The following is a 21,716-nucleotide window of genomic DNA, read 5'->3' on the forward strand; positions in this document are numbered from 1 at the left end:
AGGTTGGATGGAGAATAATCTACCTAAACTATTTCATAATATGGGTTGTACTTCTTTTATTTTGGATTGACTATAGAGAGTCGTATACAGCAACATTAAAGTTAGACATTTTAACTAGTTGATTGTTCTTACTTTTGAACTTAGCAAATGGCAGATCAATATTTGAATTATCAATTATTTTGAATGTATCTATGAAATATTTTTTCATATAACTAAGTTGATCAGGTTCAAGTTCATTAAAATCTATCATCTTTTGAGTGAGGAAGTTTTTAAATGAACCTTTATATTGTGTATAACCGTTTCTATAAGATAAAGCAAAGAATCTTAGAACTAATTCTTCATCTTCCATCTTTTTTACTTTGCCTTCCGAGAGGTTCGTTGCAGATACAAAAAACTTATTCTTTACTAATTCTTTAATCAGTTTTTTAAAAGGTCCTCTGCATGTAGCATTTCTAAGCTCTTGTGGCTCTAGTTTTACAGAACCTGAATTTAATCGTTCAAAAATATCGTATTTAACTTGATTGTCTATTGTCGAATCAATGCGTAAACAACGTATTGTCCTTTCTTCTAATCTTCTTATTAAGAAAGGGGGTAGTTGGTTATATTTAAGACCATTCAATTCTTCTAATACTTCTAATCCAACTAATACAAGCTGGTTCTTCAAAAACTCATAAATCGCAGTTAGTCTTTGTTGACCATCTATAACAGAATAGCGAGCTATTCCTTCGTCAACTTCATCATCTACGTCTACATCTTGTGATATATAAATTAGAGGTACTGGTATGTTTAGAATCAGACTCTCAATTAGTCTGGAAGAGTACTCTGGAGTCCATCTATGCTTTCGTTGATAATCAGGATTTAATTTTATAATTCTTTTATCTATTTTTTTCACTAAAGTTTCTAGATCATATTCAATGTTTTGAGTTTTAACTGTTCGCTCTTTAGCCTTATTTTGTATGTCTTTTAAGTTGTCTACAAGCATGATGTTTACCTAGTATTAAAATTTATTTGTTAATATGGATATAGTAGCAAATAACATCTTTAATGTAATAAGTGAAATCAAAATTCTAATCTAATAAAATAATGCTAATTGTACTAAGGAAAACCATGAACTATCTCACCGTCGGACAACGCGCGCCTTTAGGCAATCTTACTATTGACGATACCGTACCCATCACGCTTAAGTTCACTCGCCAAAGTCCGATAGAGATTGATATCAGCTGCTTTGCCTTAGACGCAGCGGGCAAACTGATCAATGATGATTACATGGTGTTTTATAATCAGCCAACCTCACCGTGCGGGCAAATCAAGCTCACCCATTACGAGTCGCAGCCAACAGCGAGTAAAGGCATCCAAGCCGAGTTTGAGGTGAATTTATCCAAACTGGCGACTAATATAGACAGCTTTTTTTTTGTGTTATCAGCCGACACACCGCTCAATCAAATTCAATCGTTAGAGATTGGCATTTGGCAGCAATCGCAAAAGGCGCAGGCAGAATATCAAGCAGCAGACTTTGCCCAGCAGCAAGCCAGTATGCTGATGCAGCTTTATCGTAAGAGTGGTGTGTGGCGGGTATCTAACGTCGCGCAAGGTTTTAATGGTGGACTTGCTGCCATCGTGCAGCATTTTGGTGGTGATGTAGAAGAGAGTAGTCCACAAGCAGCAGAGACGACCGCCACGCCAATGCAAGCAAAACCATCGCTAGAAAAGGTCATGCTAGACAAAGCCCCAAAACTGGTCAATCTGGCTAAAAAAGCCACGATATCGCTTGAGAAACGCCAATTACAACAATTAACGGCAAAAGTGGCGTTGGTGCTAGACGCCTCAGGCTCAATGAATAGACAGTACAAAAAAGGCCGCGTGCAAGAAGTAGTCAATCGCATATTACCATTGGCAGTGAACTTCGATGACGACCAAGCGCTAGACTGCTGGGCATTTGCCCGAGATCCGCAGTATTTGGGCGAGATTGGACTGAGCAATTATGACGGTTTCATTAACAACGCTCATGGCGGCTGGCGCAAATGGGCACTTGGCCCGCGCATTAATAACGAAGCAGAGGTCATGAAAGCTGTGACGGAGTTTTATCAAAAGGACGGCTTGGATGTGCCTGTCTACGTGCTATTTATCAGTGATGGCGGGGTGAATGACAATCGCGGTATCACGAGAGTCATGACGGAAGCCGCGAAACTGCCGATATTTTGGCAATTTGTGGGCTTAGGTGGTCGTGTTTATGGCATCCTAAAAAAACTAGACGACATGACAGGGCGCGTGATTGATAATTGCGACTTTTTTGAACTCGATGACTTGGATGATATCAGCGAAGAAGCGTTGTATGAAAACATGCTAGAAGAGTTTCCAATGTGGCTAAAAGAAGCCAAGCAACTTGGTATAGTCACTTCACTATAAAAGTATGACTGCGTTAACCTCATTATTCGATTACAGCTCAATAAAAAACCGCCACAGTAAACACTATGGCGGTTTTTTGTTATTTAAAATATCTTAACTTATAGAATACCTATAGCGCCCACAGCGACTGATACTGCTCATCAGTCAAGGTCACGATATCGATCTCGGCTAGCATCTCACGCAGTTCTTCCCATTTGCTCGCACTTGGCGTAATCGGCGTGACTAATCTACCCAGCGTATTATCAATGATGGCATCCATCAGAGTATCCGCTTCGGTTTTACTATAGTCGTAGTACATACGGTGGGCAGTCTCTGGCTCGTTTTTGCACAGTTCCGTCATTTGGTTGGTCACTTGGATAAAGGTATCTATCGCATCTTTTTTCGCGCTATAGATCTCATCCGTTGTCAGAATCTCTAACGCCGAAAAGTTAGGATAAGGTGACAGATGCTGATCGATAAACTCAAACTCTAAACCCTCATGAGTTGCTTCAACGCCTTCAAAGTTATAAAAGCATAGCCATGCACCATCTAGGCTTGGGTCTTCTTGCAGATTTTTTATATGATAAAAGTCTTTTTGTACAAAGCTCACATTATCACGGCTGATACTAAAGCCGTTTTTCTTTGTATAGCGAGCCAATATCTCAAAGCCAATACGATTGGTTTTTTCTTCAGCGGCAGGGGTGCAGATGCGAATCGGCTGATTGTTTTTTAATTTATCCATGCTAGCGCGTTGCATCAATATGCCGCCATCGGTCTCAAAAAAGCAGCCTAGTGCGCGTAGATTAGGCGCGTAATGCTCAAACAGGTGGATAGGCTCATTGACATGTAGATCGATACTTTGGTTCTGTAATTCGGCAAAGCCATCATAGTGATCATCTGGCTCGATAATGGTGATATCAAGCCCTGCCTGCTCATATGCGCCCGTGGTCACACCAGCGATAAAGGGCAGATGATCAGGGTTTAAAAACCATTCGAGGGTCAGAGTAAGTTTGGTGGTCGGCTGCATGGTTGTTCCCTTTTAAGTATAGAAAACAATCAGACTGATACGATTAAGTAAAACAAGAAAGGCCAAATAAGAAAAGTGAAGTCTCGATGCTAACTGTCAGATGCTCGGTATTTGATATGGTCAACACTATCAGTACGTCATCTATAGACTGCTCTTATTTATAGACCTCTGAGGGCGTGTCACGCTTGTTTCCTACGTCAGTGCTAACTGCTTCAGGTTCACGGGTGTGTCTCAGCGATGATGTGGGCTGTGTCTACAGCGTTAAATCAAAGCACCCCGACAAGATTGATTGGTATTGCATTATTTTCGATCAGTACCGCTAATGAATCCGTACTGCGAAAGGCTATTATCGATAGCTACTGCGTCATCATAGACGACCTGTGAGAGTTAATGCAAGATTTTGGACAGGTCAGTAAACTGACTACACATGACTAAAAGAAGCACGTGAAACAGAATTGATAAAAAAATAACCGTATCAAACGATTACTGCTAACAGAGAAACCGCTTACAGTGTGACTGTGAGCGGTTTTTTATGATCTAGTGTTTACAGACAATTAGATAATTATTCGGCATATAAAGGATCAAGCATTTTCGGCAAAACGTAGCTATTATCGACTGGCATTTTGAAGATATTACCCTCGATGTCACCAACCTTGCTCCATTTAAGTTGATTGGTCTCCAAATCAATCAGATAAATGCCGTAATTCTGTGATTTGACTAGGATATCCATATTAGAGATTCCAGTTATCATACCTAACATGCCTATTGCACCAGTCGCTACTCTTGCACCTACTGAAGGTTGCGCACCATCAGCCAATACGACAAATATCTTGTTCGCACCTTCGATTTTTTTGATGATTTGCAGGCTCTTACTATCTAAGAGTAAGTCTGGATAATCTATAGGATCATCATTAGCTGCTTTTCTACTGACTATTAAAGCCTTGTACAGATCTTGATAAGCTTTATTGGTTACTGAGTCAAAGGTATTGATTGAGCTCAAGACAGGATAGTCAGTATTAGGTTGCTCTTCGGCACCGTCGGTTAATACAATATCCATCTTGGTCAATATCTCTTTAGTACGTGCTCCGCATATAAAAGGGGATGAAATATGATTAACTTTGACCCCTTTTTCTACTAGTTTAGATTTGACAGTTTGCGCCATAGCACGAGAAGCACTATCCGACTGTTGGAACATGATGTCATTATTACCATTTTCTATGCGGATAACGCAACCATCACTAATAATACTGACAGGCTCAGATTTTAAAGACTGCTGAGTTTGGTCGTAAGCTGAGCGCACCTCTGGGTTAGTAGTAGTTGCACAACCACTAAAGATTGCGGTGACTGCTAAAGCAAGAGATAGGGTAGCTGTTTTTGTAGAAAGTTGAATCATAACAATCCTAATAAGTAGTACAGATATGAGAAGAGGCAGTCATAAACAGTGATTAAATAAACAGCAAGCAAAGAGGCATTTTAAGAGATAACGCTTAAGGAGATAACCCTGAGATACTCTTAATACTTAGCTATAAATAAAAATCTAATGAAATGTACATTCATAATAAGTTACATAAAGACACTATTTAGAAACTTTATAGATTATGTATTTATATCAAACAAATATCTACTAAATAAATAGATCATTAATGATTATTGATATATGGCGAAATCTTATACATGACACAAAAGACAAACTAAAAACGCAAAAGTAATCTTGTTTGTATATAAGGTCTAATGCATGATAAATGCTTAATTTGGACTGATATTAATAGCGTTTATCGATATTGCTCCTCGTATTTCACTTACTAAAAACATGATACGACCTTCATGACCGACAATAAAAAAACGTTCTATTACCGACCCAAGACCGATCAATCCAACAGCCCAATGCTGCGTTGGACCTTTGTGACGCTTGGTTGGTTGTTTTTTATCTTAGGTATTATCGGTATATTGTTGCCAGTGATGCCTACCGCGCCTTTTATCTTGCTAGCAGCAGGTTGCTGGGCACGCAGTTCTCGACGTTTTCATTTTTGGCTGATTAATCATAAATACTTTGGTAAATTCGTCCGTGACTGGGAAGAAAATCATGCTGTTCCGCTTTATGCCAAGTGTTTAGCGACGATTATGATGGCAGCATCGACAATTATGTTATTTTATCGTTTGCCTGCCGATATGATGTGGATGGCATGGGCGGTAGCCGCTGTCTGTAGTGGGGTGGCGATATATTTGTTCCGTTTACCAAATGCTTAAATCCGTTGCAATTTGCGCCAAAATCAGCCAATAAACGGCTCTGGTTACACGAAACATGAGATAAGACTTGCGATACTGGGATGTACCCCTTATAATACGCCCAAGCTTAAGAGCAGTTCTGCACCAAATCATTACCTCGTAGTATTAGTTATAATCCTTCGTTTTAATATTTATCGTTCAGTAGCTATTTGCAAGCGTTACCGGTCACTAGACCATTAATAAATTTAAAAGTAGGATTATACTATGTCAGACGTTCAAAAAGGTACAGTTAAGTGGTTCAACGAAGCTAAAGGCTTTGGTTTCATCGCTCCAGAAACTGGCGCAGACGTTTTTGCTCATTACAGCGAAATCACTGGTTCAGGTTTCAAAACTTTGGCTGAAGGCCAAGAAGTTGAGTTCACTGTAACTCAAGGCCAAAAAGGCCCACAAGCACATAACATCGTTGCTATCTAATTTGTCTTTATAGACAGATAGATGAATAGATGTAGAAAAGCGAACCTTCGGGTTCGTTTTTTTTCGTCTGCGATTTGGTATTTAAGATATGAGTACTTAAGCGAGTAGAGGTCTTATTCGAAAGATTTTAACTAATCATATTAGACCGCGACCAATGCAAAAAGGCCTCTAGCTATTTATAACTAGAGGCCTTTTATGTTGTGCAATGAAGTAATAAGCTAAAAATGAACAGTCGAATTATTATATAAAGCTAATGCCGATATTGATCAGACCACCGCCCAGTATCAACCAACCAAACATAATAGCACCCAAGATAAGCGGTCTAACGCCAGCTTGCTTAATTGCACTTAGATGAGTGGTCAGACCTAGCGCAAACATAGCCATCGTCAGTAACACATCATCTAGCATCACCATACTGCGTACGATACTCTCAGACATTGGCACCCACGTATGTATCAACACAATGCCGATAAAGATAAACGCAAACCATGGCACTTTGACTTGTTTGACACGGGTCATAAATGACGCTGTCTCGTCTTTATTATCTTCTTCTACAGCTGCACTATCTACGGTGCGATCTTTGGTTAGCGCAAACGATAACACAAGCAGGAAAGGCGCGAGCATCATGACGCGTATCATTTTGGTCACGACCGCGGTATCACCAATCTCGGTATTGATTGCATTACCTGCGACTACGACTTGCGCTACTTCATGGACGGTTGAGCCAGTGTACATGCCGTACTGCTGGGCGCTGAGCCAAGGCTGTAACCAACCAAGATGATATAAAAAAGGATAGAGCAGCATCGCGATAGTACCAAACACCACCACAGTTGCCACGGCGATAGTGACTTTATGAGCTTGCGCGTTGACCACTGGCTCTGCGGCAATGACGGCAGCAGCACCGCAAATACTTGCCCCTGAGCCAATCAAAATCACCGTTTCTTTATCGACTTTTAACCACCTAGTACCTAACCAATAGGTCAGCAAAAAAGTTGATGTCAGTACCAGTGCATCCGTCATAATCGCTGGCATACCGACGCTCGCAACTTGCGTCATGGTTAGCTTAAACCCATAAAACATAATTGCAAGTCGCAGTATCTGACCTTTGGAAAAGCAAACGCCGCTGTTTAAACGTTCAGTGAATTTGGGATAGATAGTATTGCCTAAGATCATACCTAGCAAAATTGCTAGCGTTAAAGAGGATAGTCCAACGATATGCCCGTTTGACCAGATATCCAAACTGCTGTCCAACCATAAGCAAAACAAACTACCAATCAGAACGACTACCAATCCCGCCAAGTGAAGGTGATTAGGGGTATAGTTATGAACGGAGTTGCTGACTGATTGGACGAGTGTGTGCATGACGCGGCATCCTATTACTTATATTAAGATAAGCATAAGCTTATGAATAGACATTATATGCCTGCTATATTTATAATAAAAACAGATTAATAAGATATAAGCTATCGATTTTTTAGGTTAAAGTTTATGATAGAAGTCGATGTACCGCGCATAAGCATCAAAAAAGACAAACGTCACGAATAAAACAGCGCAAAAACTGACATAAGGTATTATCAGTATCATGAAAAAATCTGTGCAGACAGTGCCAAAGATTACGCTTAAGCAGCTTGCTGTTTTTGTCAGTATTTATCAGACAGGTAGCACCAGTCGTGCCAGTGAGGAGCTGCATTTATCACAATCAGCGGTCAGTAGCGCACTGACAGAGCTGGAGTCTAGACTACAGATGCCGCTATTTGAGCGCGTCGGTCGCAGGCTTAATCAACACCCTAATGCCCATCCTATTTATATACAGGCACAGGCTATCTTGGGTCAGTCGCTCACGCTTGAGCATTATCATCAGTATCAAGCAGAACAGATTCATATCGGTGCCAGCACCACTATTGGCAATTACGTGCTGCCATCTTTACTTGGTAAGCTATATGAGGCGTTACCCGATGCCAATGTCGATATGTATATTGCCAATACTCAAGAGGTAGTTAGCGAGGTTGAGCAACTAAATATCGATATCGCGCTGGTAGAAGGAATGCCGCGTCCGGTAGATATGAAAGTTATTGAGCAGCACAAATGGCGTACCGATACGCTAATGATATTTGCCAAGCGTGATAGCAAGTGGCTAAAGGGTATAGCTACCTATAGCCAAGATAAGGACTGCTATCAGCTAAGTATCAATCAGCTAGCGCAGTTGCCGTTACTGGTGCGCGAGGCAGGGTCAGGCACACGGCAGATTATCGATGAGCAATTGCTTAAGTATCTACCTAATGCAGAAGTGGTGAAGGCGATACATCAATCCGAGGCCATCAAGCACATGGTGAGTGCAGATATTGGTCTTGGTTGTCTATCGCAGCATGTGATTGAGACGGAACTCTCGACAGGGACGTTGGTACAAGTGAACGTGGCGGGAATTGATTTATCAAGGACATGGTGGCTAGTCTGGCATAAAGCCCGTCACCAGAGTCCTATTTGGCAAACCTTTATAGATATTATTCAACAGGGTTAAGCAATGAGTTTGGATTAACCTAAAACCTATTAACCATAAAAAAGCGCAGCGTTAAAAGTTACGCTGCGCTTTCTTTTAGAGATTCTTTAATAATATAAGACAATCAAAGTATATTGTTATGCTGAAACAGGCTTGTCCAGTCGCACCACAAAGCTGTCGCAAGGTACATTGGGCAAGATATTATCCGCAGTTGCCCCACTGATCCATGCAGCTATACCCGTACGCTTATGACGTCCGATGACCAATAGATCGACATCATGTTTATGACAGTAGCTGACGATACCTTCACTGCTAGAGATAGCAGTCGTGACTTCTGACGTTGCTGCATTTAGCTGATTGCGTTCAAGGAATTGCGCTAGCTTTGCACGCGCTTCTTGGCAGCGTTCATCATCAATCTCATCGTATAGGCTAGAGGCAGGCACCAGCTCATAGCCGAAGCCAACCATGGTGTCTTTGACAATATGTAAAACAGATAGCTTAGAGCCTGGACGGTTTTCGACGATGCGCTTGGCCTTTTGGGCGACTATATCTGCATCAGAGAGTAAGTCGGTGACCAGTAAAATATGTTCGTAACTCATAGCGTCTTCCTCATGTCAGATAGTATTTACTATAGCACTACTCTAGGGCGCTGTTAAGTAAAGCTTGTCGTCTTTAGCAGCGGATGAGAGCAATGCCAATTATTCCAAGACAGGCTGATCAAGCTTCACCACTAAACTGTCGCAAGGCACATTTGGTAAGATACTGTCGGCAGTGGCTCCTACCAGCCAAGCGGCAATACCATGGCGCTCATGGCGTCCAATGATAAGTAAGTCGACGTCTTTTTCACGGCAATAGTTAATGATACCTTTGCTATTAGAGATAGCAGCGGTGACCTCAGAGTTGATTGCTTCTAGCCCGTTACGTGCCAAAAATTGCGCTAATTTCGCCCTTGCTTCTTGCCACTTCTCACTATCGACATCACCTGATAGGCTAGAGGCAGGCACGAGCTCGTAACCGAAGCGAACCATGTCATCTTTGACTATATGCAAGACAGACAGTCTGGCTTCAGGAGAGCCTGCGAGAATACGCTTGGCTTTTAGCGCCACTTTGTCCGCATCGGATAGCAAATCAGTGACCAGTAAAACGTGTTGGTAGCTCATAAAGTACTCCACTCCTGTTAATAGTTAACTTTATAGTAGCAGTGCAGGCTGTTTTTGTTAAGCAATAAATCCATAATAAAATTGTGGGTATTTATAAATTTGTAACTTTAAGGCTCTGATAGCTAAAGTTGATAGCTGCGTAGATTATGTGGTGGATTATTGCATGGCTGTTGCCTTGACTTATCCATGTCGCAGCCCCACTAATAGCGCTAAGCCAACTCTTTTTTAGCCAATTTATTACTCTATTTTCCCTGACAGTCAGGGCACTATACGCATAATAAGCGATAAGGATAACTATGACGGACACGCCATTTACTGCTGATTTAACCTTGCATCCAGCATTTGAGCTGATTGAGCATCGCCATATTGAGGCGCTATCGATGGATGTGCTGATCAGTCAGCATGTAAAAACAGGAGCGATGCATTATCATTTGGCACACCCAAGTGATGAAAATGCGTTTTTGGTCGGTTTTCGCACCCAGCCAATGGACTCAAAAGGCGAGGCGCATGTCTTAGAGCACGTGGCATTGTGTGGTTCGAACAAATTCCCAGTGCGTGATCCGTTCTTTTCAATGATTAAACGCTCGTTAAATACGTTTATGAATGCGATGACCGCCGCTGATTGGACGGCCTATCCCTATGCGACGCAAAACAAAAATGACTACTTTAACTTGCTTGCTGTCTATCTAGATGCGTCGTTTTTCCCGAATATCCATCCGCTCGATTTTGCCCAAGAAGGCATTCGCGTGGAGCTTGACGAAAATGATAAGCCGCAGTTTAAAGGTATCGTTTTTAATGAAATGAAAGGCGCGATGAGTGGCGAGATTGATCAGCTATATCATACGGTTGCTCATCATCTGTTCCCAACGACGACCTATCATTATAATTCAGGCGGTGATCCTGCTGATATCCCTGACTTGACGCACACTGAACTGACCGAATTTCACCAGAGCCATTATCATCCGTCAAACAGCGTCATCATGAGCTTCGGTAATATTCCTGTTGCCGAGACGCAAGCGAAAATACACGAAGATGCTCTGATTCAATTTGAAGCAGGCAAGAAGCATGTATCGCGTCCAGAGCAACGTTTGTCTGCACCAATCAGTGCGGTTGATACTTATACTGCTGACGAAGCAGGCCCAGATCAGACGCATCACGTGGTTGCTTGGTTACTACCATCGATTACCGATCCTAAGCAGCGCTTAGCATTGCGTCTATTAGAAGGCGTATTGATTGAGCATGCAGGCTCGCCATTGCGTGCTTATCTTGATAGCCATCCACTAGGTAAAGCGCCAAGTCCACTATTGGGTCTTGATGACAGTCATTATGAGATGGTCTTTTATACGGGACTGCGCGGTTCTAACCCTGAACATGCCGAAGCGGTAGAGCAGGGTATTATCGACTTACTGACCGAAGTAGCCAATTCACCAGTTGATGATGAGACAATCGAAACCATTCTGCATCAGATTGAGATTGATCAGCGTCACATTGGTGGCGATAGCATTCCTTATGGTCTGAACTTGATGCTAGAAGGGTTTAGTACTGCCATTCATGATGGCAACCCTATCGATGTTTGGGAAGTAGACGAGCACCTACAGTGGCTACGTGAGCAAGTCGTCGATCCACAGTGGCTACCGAACTTAATTAAAACGCATCTATTGGACAATCAGCATCGTGTACGCGTAACGATGACCCCTGATAGCGAAAAAACAGCCCGTTTGGCAGCAGCTGAGCAGACTCGTTTGGATACTATCGCGATGGATTTGACTGCTGATGACAAAGCTATTTTAAAGCAACAAGCCTTAGATTTGGCTGCACGTCAAGCTGCGCCAGATGATTTAAGCTTATTGCCAAAAGTTGGTTTAGAAGACGTGCCAACGGATATTAGCTTTAAAGAAGGCACGCAAAAGCAGGTGTGTTTGAGCGGGCAAGACAGCACGCTATTTGCGTATGAAGCGGGCACCAATGGCATCTATTACTATCAAGTTATCATACCGTTGACCGATGCGATTGGTAATGCGAACGCAGATGCGCTACCCGTCAATGATGTGATCAATCATCCATTGTTGCCTATTTATTTAAGTCTATTGTCTGAGCTAGGTACTGACTCGCTTAGTGCTCATGAGATGCAAGCTAAGCAAGCAGCGCATTCTTCTGGTGTGACCGCTCGTATCAGCCAGCGTACCAACGTCGATGATAGCCAAGCAATTAGCAGCTACTTTGTCGTGGCAACGCGTGCGCTAAATCGCAAACCTGAAGCGATTGATTTGCTCAAAGAAGTCATGGAGCACAGTATTTTTTCTGAGCATGACCGTATCAAAGAAATCTTGCAACAGCGTCAAGCGGGTTGGCAGTCAAACCTTGCAGGATCTGGTCACTCTTATGCCATGCAAACAGCTAGTCGTGGCATGAGTCGCCAAGCGCAGTTGGAATATGTGCGCAGCGGTCTACCAGCATTGAACGCGCTTAAGGATTTCTTGGCACATGCTAGTACAGATGATGCTCAGTGGGATCAACTGGCTACGAGCTTGATGGATTTACATCAACGTCTGATCAGTTTGCCTAAGCATGCCGTTATTATCTGTGAAGCAGAGCAAACCGAACGCTTAAGTAGTTTAATCGTTGATAGCTGGAAAGACAGCCAAGCGACGACCGCTTCTAATGATTTAACCAACGCAGCAGCAAATATCCCAAGTGAGTTTGCAAATCTGCAATTAGATAATGCATTGAATGGTGTGACTGATACAGTCAAAGCATTAGAAAACGGGGTAGCGCTTGATGTTGCAGATCTAGCATGGCTAGTACCAACCAACGTATATCACAATGCCAGTGCTTATACTGTACCTGCTGCTGACCATCCTGATACCCCTGCACTCATGGTATTAGCGCCTTACTTACGTAACGGTTATTTGCACAGTGCGATTCGTGAGCGCGGCGGTGCCTACGGTGGCGGTGCAGGTTACGATGCCAACGCTTGTGCCTTTAAATTCTTTAGCTATCGTGATCCACAATGTGCTGAGACCTTTGCTCACTTTGAAGCCAGTATCGAGTGGTTATTAAACGAGCCACAGACCGATGAGCAATTGGAAGAAGCTATTTTAGGTATTATCTCAGGCATGGATAAGCCAGGCTCTCCTGCAGGCGAAGCAATCAAAGCCTGCTTTGCAAATCTACATCATCGCGGTGTCGACTGGCAGCGCAAAATGCGTGCGTCAATATTGGCCGTGACAGTCGCTGATTTGCAGCGCGTTGCTAAGCAATATCTACAAGGGCAAAAGCATGTACGTGCAGTACTAGCGCCTTACGACAAAGAAGAGACGGTAAAAGGTCTTGGTTTTGAGGTTTGTAGAATAAAGAGCTAAGACAATTAGGTTTATTTTTGATTAAAAGTTAAGCACAGAAAAGCCAAGCATCATGCTTGGCTTTTTGCGGTTAGGTAATTGACTAATATCGTTTGATACTCAAATCTTTGCCAATTTTGTCTTGATGAATCGGAAATTCTGACAACTCGTTATACTGCTTACGATCAGCAAAGTAGCTTTTTAGAGTACGGCGAATGGCTTCAAATGCAAGTTTATCCCATGGGATGTCTTCTTCGCTAAACAGTGCACAGTCGAGACTTTCTGAGCCAATACCATACGCGCCATCTTTTAGATCGGCCAGATAAATAGAGTAGATCTGCCCAATATCTGGCAAATCATAAATGCAGTATAGATGCGGATTTAGTACGATAGCATCAGCTTCTTCGTAGCTCTCGCGCGCAGCACCCTCAGCCATGGTCTCACCATTTTCCATAAAACCTGCAGGTATCGTCCATAGCCCATATTGTGGCTCAATGGCACGGCGGCAGAGTAGTACTCTATTTTCGTGTACGACTAGCGAACCACAAATAACTTTTGGGTTTTCGTAGTGGATATAGTGGCAATTGGGGCATACCAAACGCGGCATATTGTCCGTAGGTGGGATTTTTCGTTCTGCTTCATGACCGCATTGGAGGCAATAGCGCATATCAACTACCTTGTTATAAAAGTTATTGTGTATGATGTTTTTTATAGGCTATAAGACCTATATTCTGCAGTGCTGCTGTCATCGTTTCGAGATACGTTAGATACAAGGATGATGAGACAATTGCTACAGGCAGCAAATGGCGTAGAACTGACAATAAACCTAACTTAAATGCATCTGATTTAAACGTACCTGACTTATATAAGATCGACTATATAAGATATTACTCTAAAGAGCAGCTATCGTCTTAAGATAGCACATATTATCGACGGACAGAATCACGATAACAGTAACGCATCATTTCACAGATAGGCTGACTATGATCTATTGAGAGTGCCGTTATTGAGAACTGATAAGCAATGAATTAGTCACATAAATAATATGCAGCCATTATTATATTACGCTAGTCTAGTGAGTGTTCAGTAGTTATTAAGAACGCTTAATAATGATAAAAATATAGGGCAATTATAATGTTATTCCCACCGGAGGCTGTAAGCTTCGATAACCTGTCAGTTGCTGTACCTACTTTTATTCGTCATCCGACGCTTCGTCAATTAGCTGAACGAGTGCAACATGAGACCTTAAATGCGCTGACAAGTCCGGCGATGTACGAGGCACATAATGCCTCTCATAGTAGCCGTGTATTAGACAGCCTATATCAGACACCGATTGCTGATGCCTCAATACTGGTCGCTATTACTCATGAGCGCAGGCCTAAACTACTACTAACACGCCGCGCCGCCCATATGAACAGTCATGCGGGTGAAGTGTCTTGTGTGGGTGGTAAACATGATCGAGGCGATGGTAATAATGTCGTTACTGCATTGCGTGAAGCCTGTGAAGAAACAGCGCTACCACCCAATAAAGTCCAATTGCTTGGTCAGCTACCGATCCAAACTTCAAAAAGTGGTATGAGCGTACGTCCAATCGTGGCACTCATCGCCCCAGGTCTAGTGCTAGTTCCTGAAGCGGGAGAAATATCACGTATCTTTTGGGCAGACTTAGAGTCGTTAGTCACTCAACCAACGGTAGAATATGAGATTGAGTATAAGATGCAAGAGCAAATGGCTACCATACTGACGCCGAGCTGGCAGGTCGATGGTGAGACAGTATGGGGGCTAACAGGACGGGTAATTGCTAACCTATTAGAAACAGGGTTTGATCGACAGCTAGAATGGTATTACCGCGTAGAAAACAAACGCTGATAAATGTCATCTATTTATAATATAGTCGATGCAATTTAAAAGTAGTACAAGGCAACCGAGTGTAGATGTATATGTAATACTTCAAACGAGGTTAACGCAGTAATGCTTTTATAGTGGAATGACTATGGTCATCTACTTATAATAATCATCGTTCTTTTTAAGCCACCAGTTCATATTGTCTTGGCGCTTGGCACGGAATGCTTCTAGCTTATGAGCAACGGACGCGTTATGCTGCCGTGCAGTATCGAGCGCAAAAAGAATCGGTACTGAAGACAATACACCAAAGCGTATCTTCGATTTTGGTAAGTCCAGCCCATCGCCTATATCATCACCGACCAAAGTCCGAGTGACACTTGCGTTGACCATTTCAACAAAACGTCCACGCCGATTGTCTTCACCCATCAGCTGACGCGGTAAATCATGCAATGCTTTTGCCAATGGCTGACCCATCTTAAAATCTAGCTGCTGTATCGATAGATAGGTATAGAGCCATTCCCAACACGCGGCCTCATCTTTTGGTAAACGATCTAGATCAACTCCCATCCAATAACTGGCAAGATTCCATAGATGCAGAATACCTTCAGCTTCTTCTGTACTAATACGTGCGCCTAGCAATCGTAGACCGCGCATAATCAGTAAGGAGAATTGTAAATGGGTGGCAATCATATCGGTTTGATTGATAGGGATGCCCCAATAGTCGGTATTCCAACTACCGTCAGGGTTATGATGTTGCTCGGCGTTTGGTATCACGCCTGTAGCAGCATTGCCTTTACCTTTGAGTAAGTTTTGCCGTACCAAAGTATGTATCTGACGTACTTGGATCGATTGGCGCCAGCCCTCAGAACCAATAGCTAATACTTGCTCGATAGGTTTGTTTTGATTAACTGCATTCACATTAGTTGAGGGGTGTTCAGACACGGCCAAGATATAAGCATAAGTACGCATCAGTCGCGGTAGTGCATCGTGCATCAGTGCACCCGTCTGAATGAGTGGTAGCGAGAGAGCAGGAATGCTATAGCCAGCCATTAGAGCAACATTACGCAGTAGCCAAATGAGCATCAATGGATAGCGCCGATAGGCAACCGCACCTATCCGAGCAAGCTTTGGGTCGAACCAATCAGGATGGCTGCTAAATTGCTCAGTGAGCGCGTTAAATGATGGGTTGGTTGCAAGGTCCTTGTTTACAAGGTCTTTGTTCGCAGGATTATTGTTTGAACTATCGCCAAGAATATTATGCTGTAAAGGCTTCGCAAATTTTATGCTTTGAGCGGCTAGCGCGTCTGCAATCGGATCGCCAATATCATAACCTGCCACTATCTCATTTAGCAGAGCAGACGATATCGTAAAGTCTTTCGGTAATAGATAACGTTTAATGCGTTTTAAAACCTGCAAATCACTATGGTCATCGATAGCAGTAGTACGTCCATGACGCTGATAAACGTTCGATGATTGAGCATTCGATGACTGAAAGTCAGGTTTGTCAGTTGGAGTACTTGCCGTATTGATGATTTTCTTATCCATAGTTATCAAGTACCATTTTCGGAGTGAGGACATGCCTTAGAACGTAAAACTTGCATTGCGATAGCTTCGCATCCCAGTCATTCGTAAAAATTACTGGATTGGTTCAATGAATCCAATTGCTGCTGTGTTATTCGGATACGGCGTTTAGTATCACGAATCTCATCAGATAGAGATAGCAGCCGTGCACGAGCTTCTTTTTCATTAGCAAAATCTAGCATGTCACCATTTTCCAGCTTATCGAATTCTGATTGATAAGTATCTAAGAGGCGATTATCTTTGTCTAATTGACTGTCTAAGGCGTAATAATCTAGCCCTTTTTGATTAGCCGCTTGCAATGTATTGACCATAGTGATCGGGCAAACGTTGTTCAACTGACGACCACGTCTACCGATGTTATAGGCATTATTGATAGTGCAGTATTGTTGCAGGCCAAGTTTACGGCCTCGCTCCCATGCCTGATAGTCAGGCGCGACGCTAGCTTTGGCACAGGCTTTTGTATGAGAGGCTAAGCGGTCTGAATGATAACCTGCCACGCCATCGTTATAGCCGATAGCTTGCCAGTCACCGATGAGACATTCTTGCTTGGAGAGTGTTGCACAGCCTGCTAGCAGATAGACACTACCGAACACAGATAATCCTAATGCCAGTTGACGTACAGCATGGTATATAGGTTGGTACATGGTTAGCTCCGATAGCTGTGATAACTATGATAACGATAATAACTACGAACACAAATAAATGATGCTAGCAATCAATCACATTATGCAGACTTGTCATTAATTGCTAAGTCACTTATAAATATCTCGATAACGCATATATAAATAAAATAGAGCAGCTTATAAGTGGGATCAATATTAAGCAATACCACCATAAGCTACTCTATATCTCAAGGGTATTCATTAATGCGGGCGAGTCAAGTCGACCGATGTACCACTAGCATTGTCTTTTAAGCTCATTTTTAGCATGATGTAACCAGCAATACCAGAGACGATTGAACCCATGATAATACCCAAGCGCTCATCAAACATAGTGGTGTCGCCAGCGAACGCCAAGCCACCAATGAACAAACTCATGGTAAAACCAACACCACACAATAGAGCTGCACCGTAGATTTGCTTATAGTCCATACCTTTTGGCATGGTTGAGATACCAAGCTTAAAGATTAACCAGCACATGAACATGACGCCTAACTGCTTACCAATAAACAAACCAGCAGCAATACCTAGCGGCACTGAGTGGAATAACTCAGCAAAACCTGCGCCTTCGAGAGAGATACCCGAGTTGGCAAAAGCAAAGATTGGCAAAATACCAAAGGCAACAGTATTGTGCAGATCATGCTCTAGCTCTTCAAGCGGAGAGTGCTCAGGATCAGTACGATCGAACATCGGGATAAATAGTGCTAATACCACCCCTGCCAATGTTGCATGGATACCAGACTTGAGTACAGCAATCCACATGACCAGACCGATGAGTAGATACGGCGTGATGTTGGTGACGTTACGGCGATTAAGAACATATAAGAACGGCAAACATAAACCAGCTACTGCCAATGACTCTAATGACAACTCACTGGTGTAAAACAAAGCGATAATCAGAATCGCGCCAATGTCATCAAAAATAGCAATAGAGACCAAAAACACTTTTAGCGAGTTTGGTACGCGATTACCTAAGAGACTCAAAATACCGAGTGCAAAGGCAATATCTGTCGCCGCAGGAATAGCCCAGCCTTTCCAAAACTCAGGCTCATTGTAGTTAAAGAGCAGATAGACAATCGCCGGCATAATCATACCGCCGAGTGCAGCCCCTGCAGGCAGTATTATTTGCTTGACGTTGGACAGCTCACCGATGAGTACTTCACGCTTAAGCTCTAATCCAACCAAGAAAAAGAAAACCGCCATCAGACCATCGTTGATCCAGTGATGAGCGTCTTTGGCAATCGCAAACTCACCGATCTGAATGGCGACTGGTGCATGAATAAAACCTTCATACCAAACATTAAGAGGGGAGTTGGCAATGATCATTGCAGCAATGGCAGCCAATGCTAAGACGATACCGCCTGCTGCCTCAAATTCAAAAAATGCCTTAATCCTTCGTATTGCCATATCATCCTCATTCGCTAAATACAATTTACTAAATAACCTCAAATATCCATCAATGTCTGCGCTACCTATCATTTTGAGGTAGCAAATAGACAGAAACAGTTTCTCATACTCTTATCAATATAGACAACAAAATACGTTGAGCCAGTGCCAACGGTCTACTTTTTTATATTCACAATAGCAATATTATAAAGAGGATTTGACGAGCACAATAGTTGTAAGTCGTTACATCTTTTTAATAAGTCGCTATTTGGTTGAACATATTCGGAATGTTATTAGACAAATTTAGCAGACTTTGTTACGTTTTTGGCTTTTTTTACGGTTTTATCTTTATAATGAGCAGCGCTGTGCGACGTGTCATTATTTCTTTTGCTAGCACTGGTAAGCTGTCAGATTATCGATAACGATATTTTAGCCTTATCTCATAACTCCTTTTTCTCTTCTTATAATATTTTGCAGGTCAGTGTCATGGACTTAACTTTCTCGTTAGAGATTATTTTAATGCTTACTGCGGTGGCCGCATTAGCAGGATTTATTGATGCTATCGCTGGCGGCGGCGGGTTATTGACTATCCCCGCTATGCTACTGGCCAATATCCCGCCAGTATTGACGCTCGGTACCAATAAACTGCAAGCGGCATCAGGCGCACTAGCGGCGTCTATTACTATGATTAGAAAAGGGGTCGTCAAACCGCAACGTATCAAAGTAGCCATCATCGCTGCTTTTATTGGTTCTGTTATTGGCACCATCGCTGTACAGATGTCACCACCTGACTTGCTCGAAAAGGTGATTCCGTTTTTAATCGCGGCTATCGGTATCTATACATTATTTGCCCCTAGGCTTGGCGAAGTAGAGGCTGCACCGCGTATCTCAGAGAGCAAATGGCAAAAAATCGTGGCACCGTTGATTGGTTTTTATGATGGTTATATTGGTCCAGGTACTGGTATGTTTTTTGCGCTTGGCAATGTGGCATTACGTGGTCGTCAAATTATCGAAGCAACAGGTGCGGCAAAAGTATTGAACTTATCGACCAATATTGGCTCTTTAATCTTCTTTATTTTGGGTGGCAACGTACTGTGGAAAGTGGGGCTAGCGATGATGGTTGGACAAACCATCGGCGCTTATTTTGGCTCGCATATGGTGGTTAAAGGCGGTAGTAAATTGATTCGTCCAGTAATTGTATTGGTCTGTCTGGCGATGTTGACCAAGTACGTGTTTGGCTAGTTAGTTGTTGATAGAACCGTATCAATCATTATTATTTACTGATTATTAATCATAAAAAAACCTCAGCCAACTTGACTGAGGTTTTTTATTTTATGCACTTCTATCTAACAGGAGTGGGTTAGCGGCGACGATCAACATCATCGTATTCACTACCCATGATGCCATCGCTAAAGACTTCAGAGAACTCACGCTCATTGTCTTCATCGATATGACCATCAAATACATCTTTTGCACCAGCGTTAGGATCGTTGTAAATAGCCAGATCCATTTTGCCTTCTGATTTTGCTACGATAGTAGTAACAGCAGCATCACCACCAACGTTTACAGCAGTACGTAACATATCAAGGATACGATCCACACCCAAGATTAGACCGATACCTTCGATTGGCAGACCCACTTGAGCAAATACCATAGACAGCATGATTAGACCAACACCAGGTACACCAGCCGTACCAACAGATGCTAGTACTGACATCAAGATCACGGTTAAGTATTCGGTCACGCCCAAATCAATGCCGTAAATGTTGGCAATAAATATGGTCGCAGTACCCTGCATGATAGCTGTACCATCCATATTGATAGTAGCACCAAAAGGAACAGTGAACGATGCAACTGAGTTGTTTACACCCATACGCTTGGTAACCGTACGCAAGGTAATAGGAATCGTCGCGTTCGAGCTTGAGGTACTAAAAGCAAAGATCTGTACTTCACGCATTTTTGCCAAGAACGTCTTGATAGACAGGCCTGAAGAGACCTTAAGTACAATCATCATGGTGACAAAGAAGTGGAAGGCCAATGAACCGACCAATACCGCGACATAGCCAAGTAGTGACCAAATCAAGTCTAAACCTAGCTCTGCCATTGCTTTGGTCAATAGCGCAAATACACCATATGGTGCAAGGTTCATGATGATCGTGACCATCTTTAAGATGACTTCGTTGATCAGCTCTAGGCTCTGCACTAAGCCTTTGGCAGGTTTACCTACCATCAAGATACTGACACCAATCAAAATAGCAAAGAAGATGATCGATAACATATCGCCATTTGCCATCGCGCTGATGGGGTTCGATGGGATAATGTTAGAGAACACATCAAGTAGAGGCGGCGCTGACGCAGCTTCAAACTCGGCTTCCGTTCCGATATTCATGCCTTTACCGATACCGAATAACGAGCCAAGACCAATCGCAGTCGCAATAGCGAGTGCAGTGGTTATCATATAAATAATGAACGTTTTGGTACCAATACGTCCAAGTAGGCGAATATCACCAATACCGCATACACCGCAAATCAGTGAGATAAGCACCAAAGGTACGACCAACATTTTTAGCGAGTTGACAAATAGTTTACCAACAATGGCAAGGAAGCCATTGGTGATGTACGTATTAACAAAGCCACCTTCGCCGTTCAATCCTGAGTAGTTTAGAAATAGGCCCAGTCCAATACCGAGCACCATGGCAACAATGATCTTGCCCGTCAGTCCCAAATTCTTCCACATAATTCATATCCTTTGTGTGCATAACAGCTTTATAGTAAGTGTTCATTAGCCAACATGATTGTACTTATCAGCCTTACTACAAAGCTTGTTATGACTATTAAGTTCCCGTGATTGTCGCTCGATGTCACATTTTCGTGGACAATATAAAAGAATAGCTAAGGGCACTGCAAGATTTTTTTCTGATTTTATTCTAAATGTACATTCCTCGTTACAACTATGTGCCCATAATATAGTCAATATTTATTCTAAACGGTTTGTTTCCCATATGAAACAAAATATTCATGAAAGAGTTTTTAGGGTAAGCGAATATGTCAAACTATTGATATCAAACCGTTGATTTTAAATTATCCAAATGCAAAGGAAAGAATATGATTAATTAAGCTTGAAATTTCTAATAG

At 42.5% G+C, this 21,716-nt stretch carries 18 protein-coding genes and 1 riboswitch; of the genes, 7 read left to right on the forward strand and 11 right to left on the reverse strand.

The genetic code is table 11. From position 1 onward, the window contains the following. Window positions 1-70: 70 nt before the first annotated feature. A complete protein-coding gene (locus JMY00_RS03325; RefSeq protein ID WP_201579123.1) occupies window positions 71-982 on the reverse strand; it encodes a DUF262 domain-containing protein in 912 nt (303 codons plus the stop codon). 125 nt (window positions 983-1,107) lie between these two features. Here JMY00_RS03325 and JMY00_RS03330 point away from each other — a divergent pair, with 125 nt between their 5' ends. Beyond that, entirely contained in the window at window positions 1,108-2,406 is a 1,299-nt protein-coding gene (locus JMY00_RS03330; protein ID WP_201579124.1) for a VWA domain-containing protein, read from the forward strand. 109 nt (window positions 2,407-2,515) lie between these two features. Here the strand turns inward: JMY00_RS03330 and JMY00_RS03335 are convergent, their stop codons facing one another. Together JMY00_RS03335 and JMY00_RS03340 are read right to left on the reverse strand one after the other, a co-directional pair. Further along, window positions 2,516-3,412, reverse strand: a complete 897-nt coding sequence (locus tag JMY00_RS03335) for an ABC transporter substrate-binding protein (RefSeq protein WP_201579125.1) — start codon at window positions 3,410-3,412, stop codon at window positions 2,516-2,518. 172 nt (window positions 3,413-3,584) lie between these two features. Then, a riboswitch (TPP riboswitch) is annotated at window positions 3,585-3,701 on the reverse strand. A 273-nt stretch (window positions 3,702-3,974) separates the two neighbouring features. After that, window positions 3,975-4,805, reverse strand: coding sequence for a hypothetical protein (locus JMY00_RS03340; RefSeq protein WP_201579126.1), 831 nt, complete (start codon window positions 4,803-4,805; stop codon window positions 3,975-3,977). Between the two features lie 431 nt (window positions 4,806-5,236). Between JMY00_RS03340 and JMY00_RS03345 the strand changes: the two genes are divergently transcribed. Further along, window positions 5,237-5,659 carry a YbaN family protein gene (locus JMY00_RS03345; RefSeq protein WP_201579127.1) on the forward strand — a complete coding sequence of 141 codons (423 nt, stop codon included), beginning with the start codon at window positions 5,237-5,239 and terminating at the stop codon, window positions 5,657-5,659. Window positions 5,660-5,902: 243 nt separating this feature from the next. Next, complete coding sequence (locus tag JMY00_RS03350) at window positions 5,903-6,112, forward strand: cold-shock protein (RefSeq protein WP_045453470.1); 210 nt, start codon at window positions 5,903-5,905, stop codon at window positions 6,110-6,112. Between the two features lie 240 nt (window positions 6,113-6,352). Here the strand turns inward: JMY00_RS03350 and JMY00_RS03355 are convergent, their stop codons facing one another. Beyond that, entirely contained in the window at window positions 6,353-7,474 is a 1,122-nt protein-coding gene (locus JMY00_RS03355; RefSeq protein ID WP_201579128.1) for a YeiH family putative sulfate export transporter, read from the reverse strand. A gap of 220 nt (window positions 7,475-7,694) precedes the next feature. Between JMY00_RS03355 and JMY00_RS03360 the strand changes: the two genes are divergently transcribed. Further along, the gene (locus JMY00_RS03360; RefSeq protein ID WP_201579129.1) at window positions 7,695-8,630 is read left to right on the forward strand and encodes a LysR substrate-binding domain-containing protein; all 936 of its coding nucleotides are present in this window, start codon (window positions 7,695-7,697) and stop codon (window positions 8,628-8,630) included. Between the two features lie 116 nt (window positions 8,631-8,746). Here JMY00_RS03360 and JMY00_RS03365 read toward each other — a convergent pair whose 3' ends face one another. Then, window positions 8,747-9,208, reverse strand: coding sequence for a universal stress protein (locus JMY00_RS03365; RefSeq protein ID WP_057761630.1), 462 nt, complete (start codon window positions 9,206-9,208; stop codon window positions 8,747-8,749). 99 nt (window positions 9,209-9,307) lie between these two features. Beyond that, entirely contained in the window at window positions 9,308-9,769 is a 462-nt protein-coding gene (locus tag JMY00_RS03370; RefSeq protein ID WP_160023545.1) for a universal stress protein, read from the reverse strand. 296 nt (window positions 9,770-10,065) lie between these two features. On the opposite strand from JMY00_RS03370, the gene JMY00_RS03375 reads away from it, so the two are divergent. Continuing rightward, complete coding sequence (locus JMY00_RS03375) at window positions 10,066-13,131, forward strand: insulinase family protein (protein WP_201579130.1); 3,066 nt, start codon at window positions 10,066-10,068, stop codon at window positions 13,129-13,131. Window positions 13,132-13,213: 82 nt separating this feature from the next. Here the strand turns inward: JMY00_RS03375 and JMY00_RS03380 are convergent, their stop codons facing one another. Further along, window positions 13,214-13,777 (reverse strand): NUDIX hydrolase, encoded by a 564-nt coding sequence (locus JMY00_RS03380; RefSeq protein ID WP_201579131.1) that lies wholly within the window; start codon window positions 13,775-13,777, stop codon window positions 13,214-13,216. A 467-nt stretch (window positions 13,778-14,244) separates the two neighbouring features. Here JMY00_RS03380 and JMY00_RS03385 point away from each other — a divergent pair, with 467 nt between their 5' ends. Beyond that, window positions 14,245-14,979, forward strand: a complete 735-nt coding sequence (locus JMY00_RS03385) for a CoA pyrophosphatase (RefSeq protein WP_201579132.1) — start codon at window positions 14,245-14,247, stop codon at window positions 14,977-14,979. Between the two features lie 132 nt (window positions 14,980-15,111). Here the strand turns inward: JMY00_RS03385 and JMY00_RS03390 are convergent, their stop codons facing one another. The 3 genes from JMY00_RS03390 to nhaA all read right to left on the reverse strand — a co-directional run bounded on the left by JMY00_RS03390 (window position 15,112) and on the right by nhaA (window position 18,602). Further along, the gene (locus tag JMY00_RS03390) at window positions 15,112-16,509 is read right to left on the reverse strand and encodes an oxygenase MpaB family protein (RefSeq protein WP_346764999.1); all 1,398 of its coding nucleotides are present in this window, start codon (window positions 16,507-16,509) and stop codon (window positions 15,112-15,114) included. Window positions 16,510-16,577: 68 nt separating this feature from the next. Then, window positions 16,578-17,180, reverse strand: coding sequence for a DUF2799 domain-containing protein (locus JMY00_RS03395; protein ID WP_201579134.1), 603 nt, complete (start codon window positions 17,178-17,180; stop codon window positions 16,578-16,580). A 219-nt stretch (window positions 17,181-17,399) separates the two neighbouring features. Further along, window positions 17,400-18,602 carry a Na+/H+ antiporter NhaA gene (gene nhaA, locus JMY00_RS03400; RefSeq protein ID WP_201579135.1) on the reverse strand — a complete coding sequence of 401 codons (1,203 nt, stop codon included), beginning with the start codon at window positions 18,600-18,602 and terminating at the stop codon, window positions 17,400-17,402. Window positions 18,603-19,067: 465 nt separating this feature from the next. Between nhaA and JMY00_RS03405 the strand changes: the two genes are divergently transcribed. Continuing rightward, the gene (locus JMY00_RS03405; protein ID WP_201579136.1) at window positions 19,068-19,823 is read left to right on the forward strand and encodes a TSUP family transporter; all 756 of its coding nucleotides are present in this window, start codon (window positions 19,068-19,070) and stop codon (window positions 19,821-19,823) included. A 118-nt stretch (window positions 19,824-19,941) separates the two neighbouring features. Here JMY00_RS03405 and JMY00_RS03410 read toward each other — a convergent pair whose 3' ends face one another. Then, window positions 19,942-21,318 carry a dicarboxylate/amino acid:cation symporter gene (locus JMY00_RS03410; protein WP_057761609.1) on the reverse strand — a complete coding sequence of 459 codons (1,377 nt, stop codon included), beginning with the start codon at window positions 21,316-21,318 and terminating at the stop codon, window positions 19,942-19,944. Window positions 21,319-21,716: the final 398 nt, after the last annotated feature.

Source organism: Psychrobacter sp. Pi2-52 (genome assembly GCF_904846705.1).
Classification (GTDB): Bacteria; Pseudomonadota; Gammaproteobacteria; order Pseudomonadales; family Moraxellaceae; genus Psychrobacter.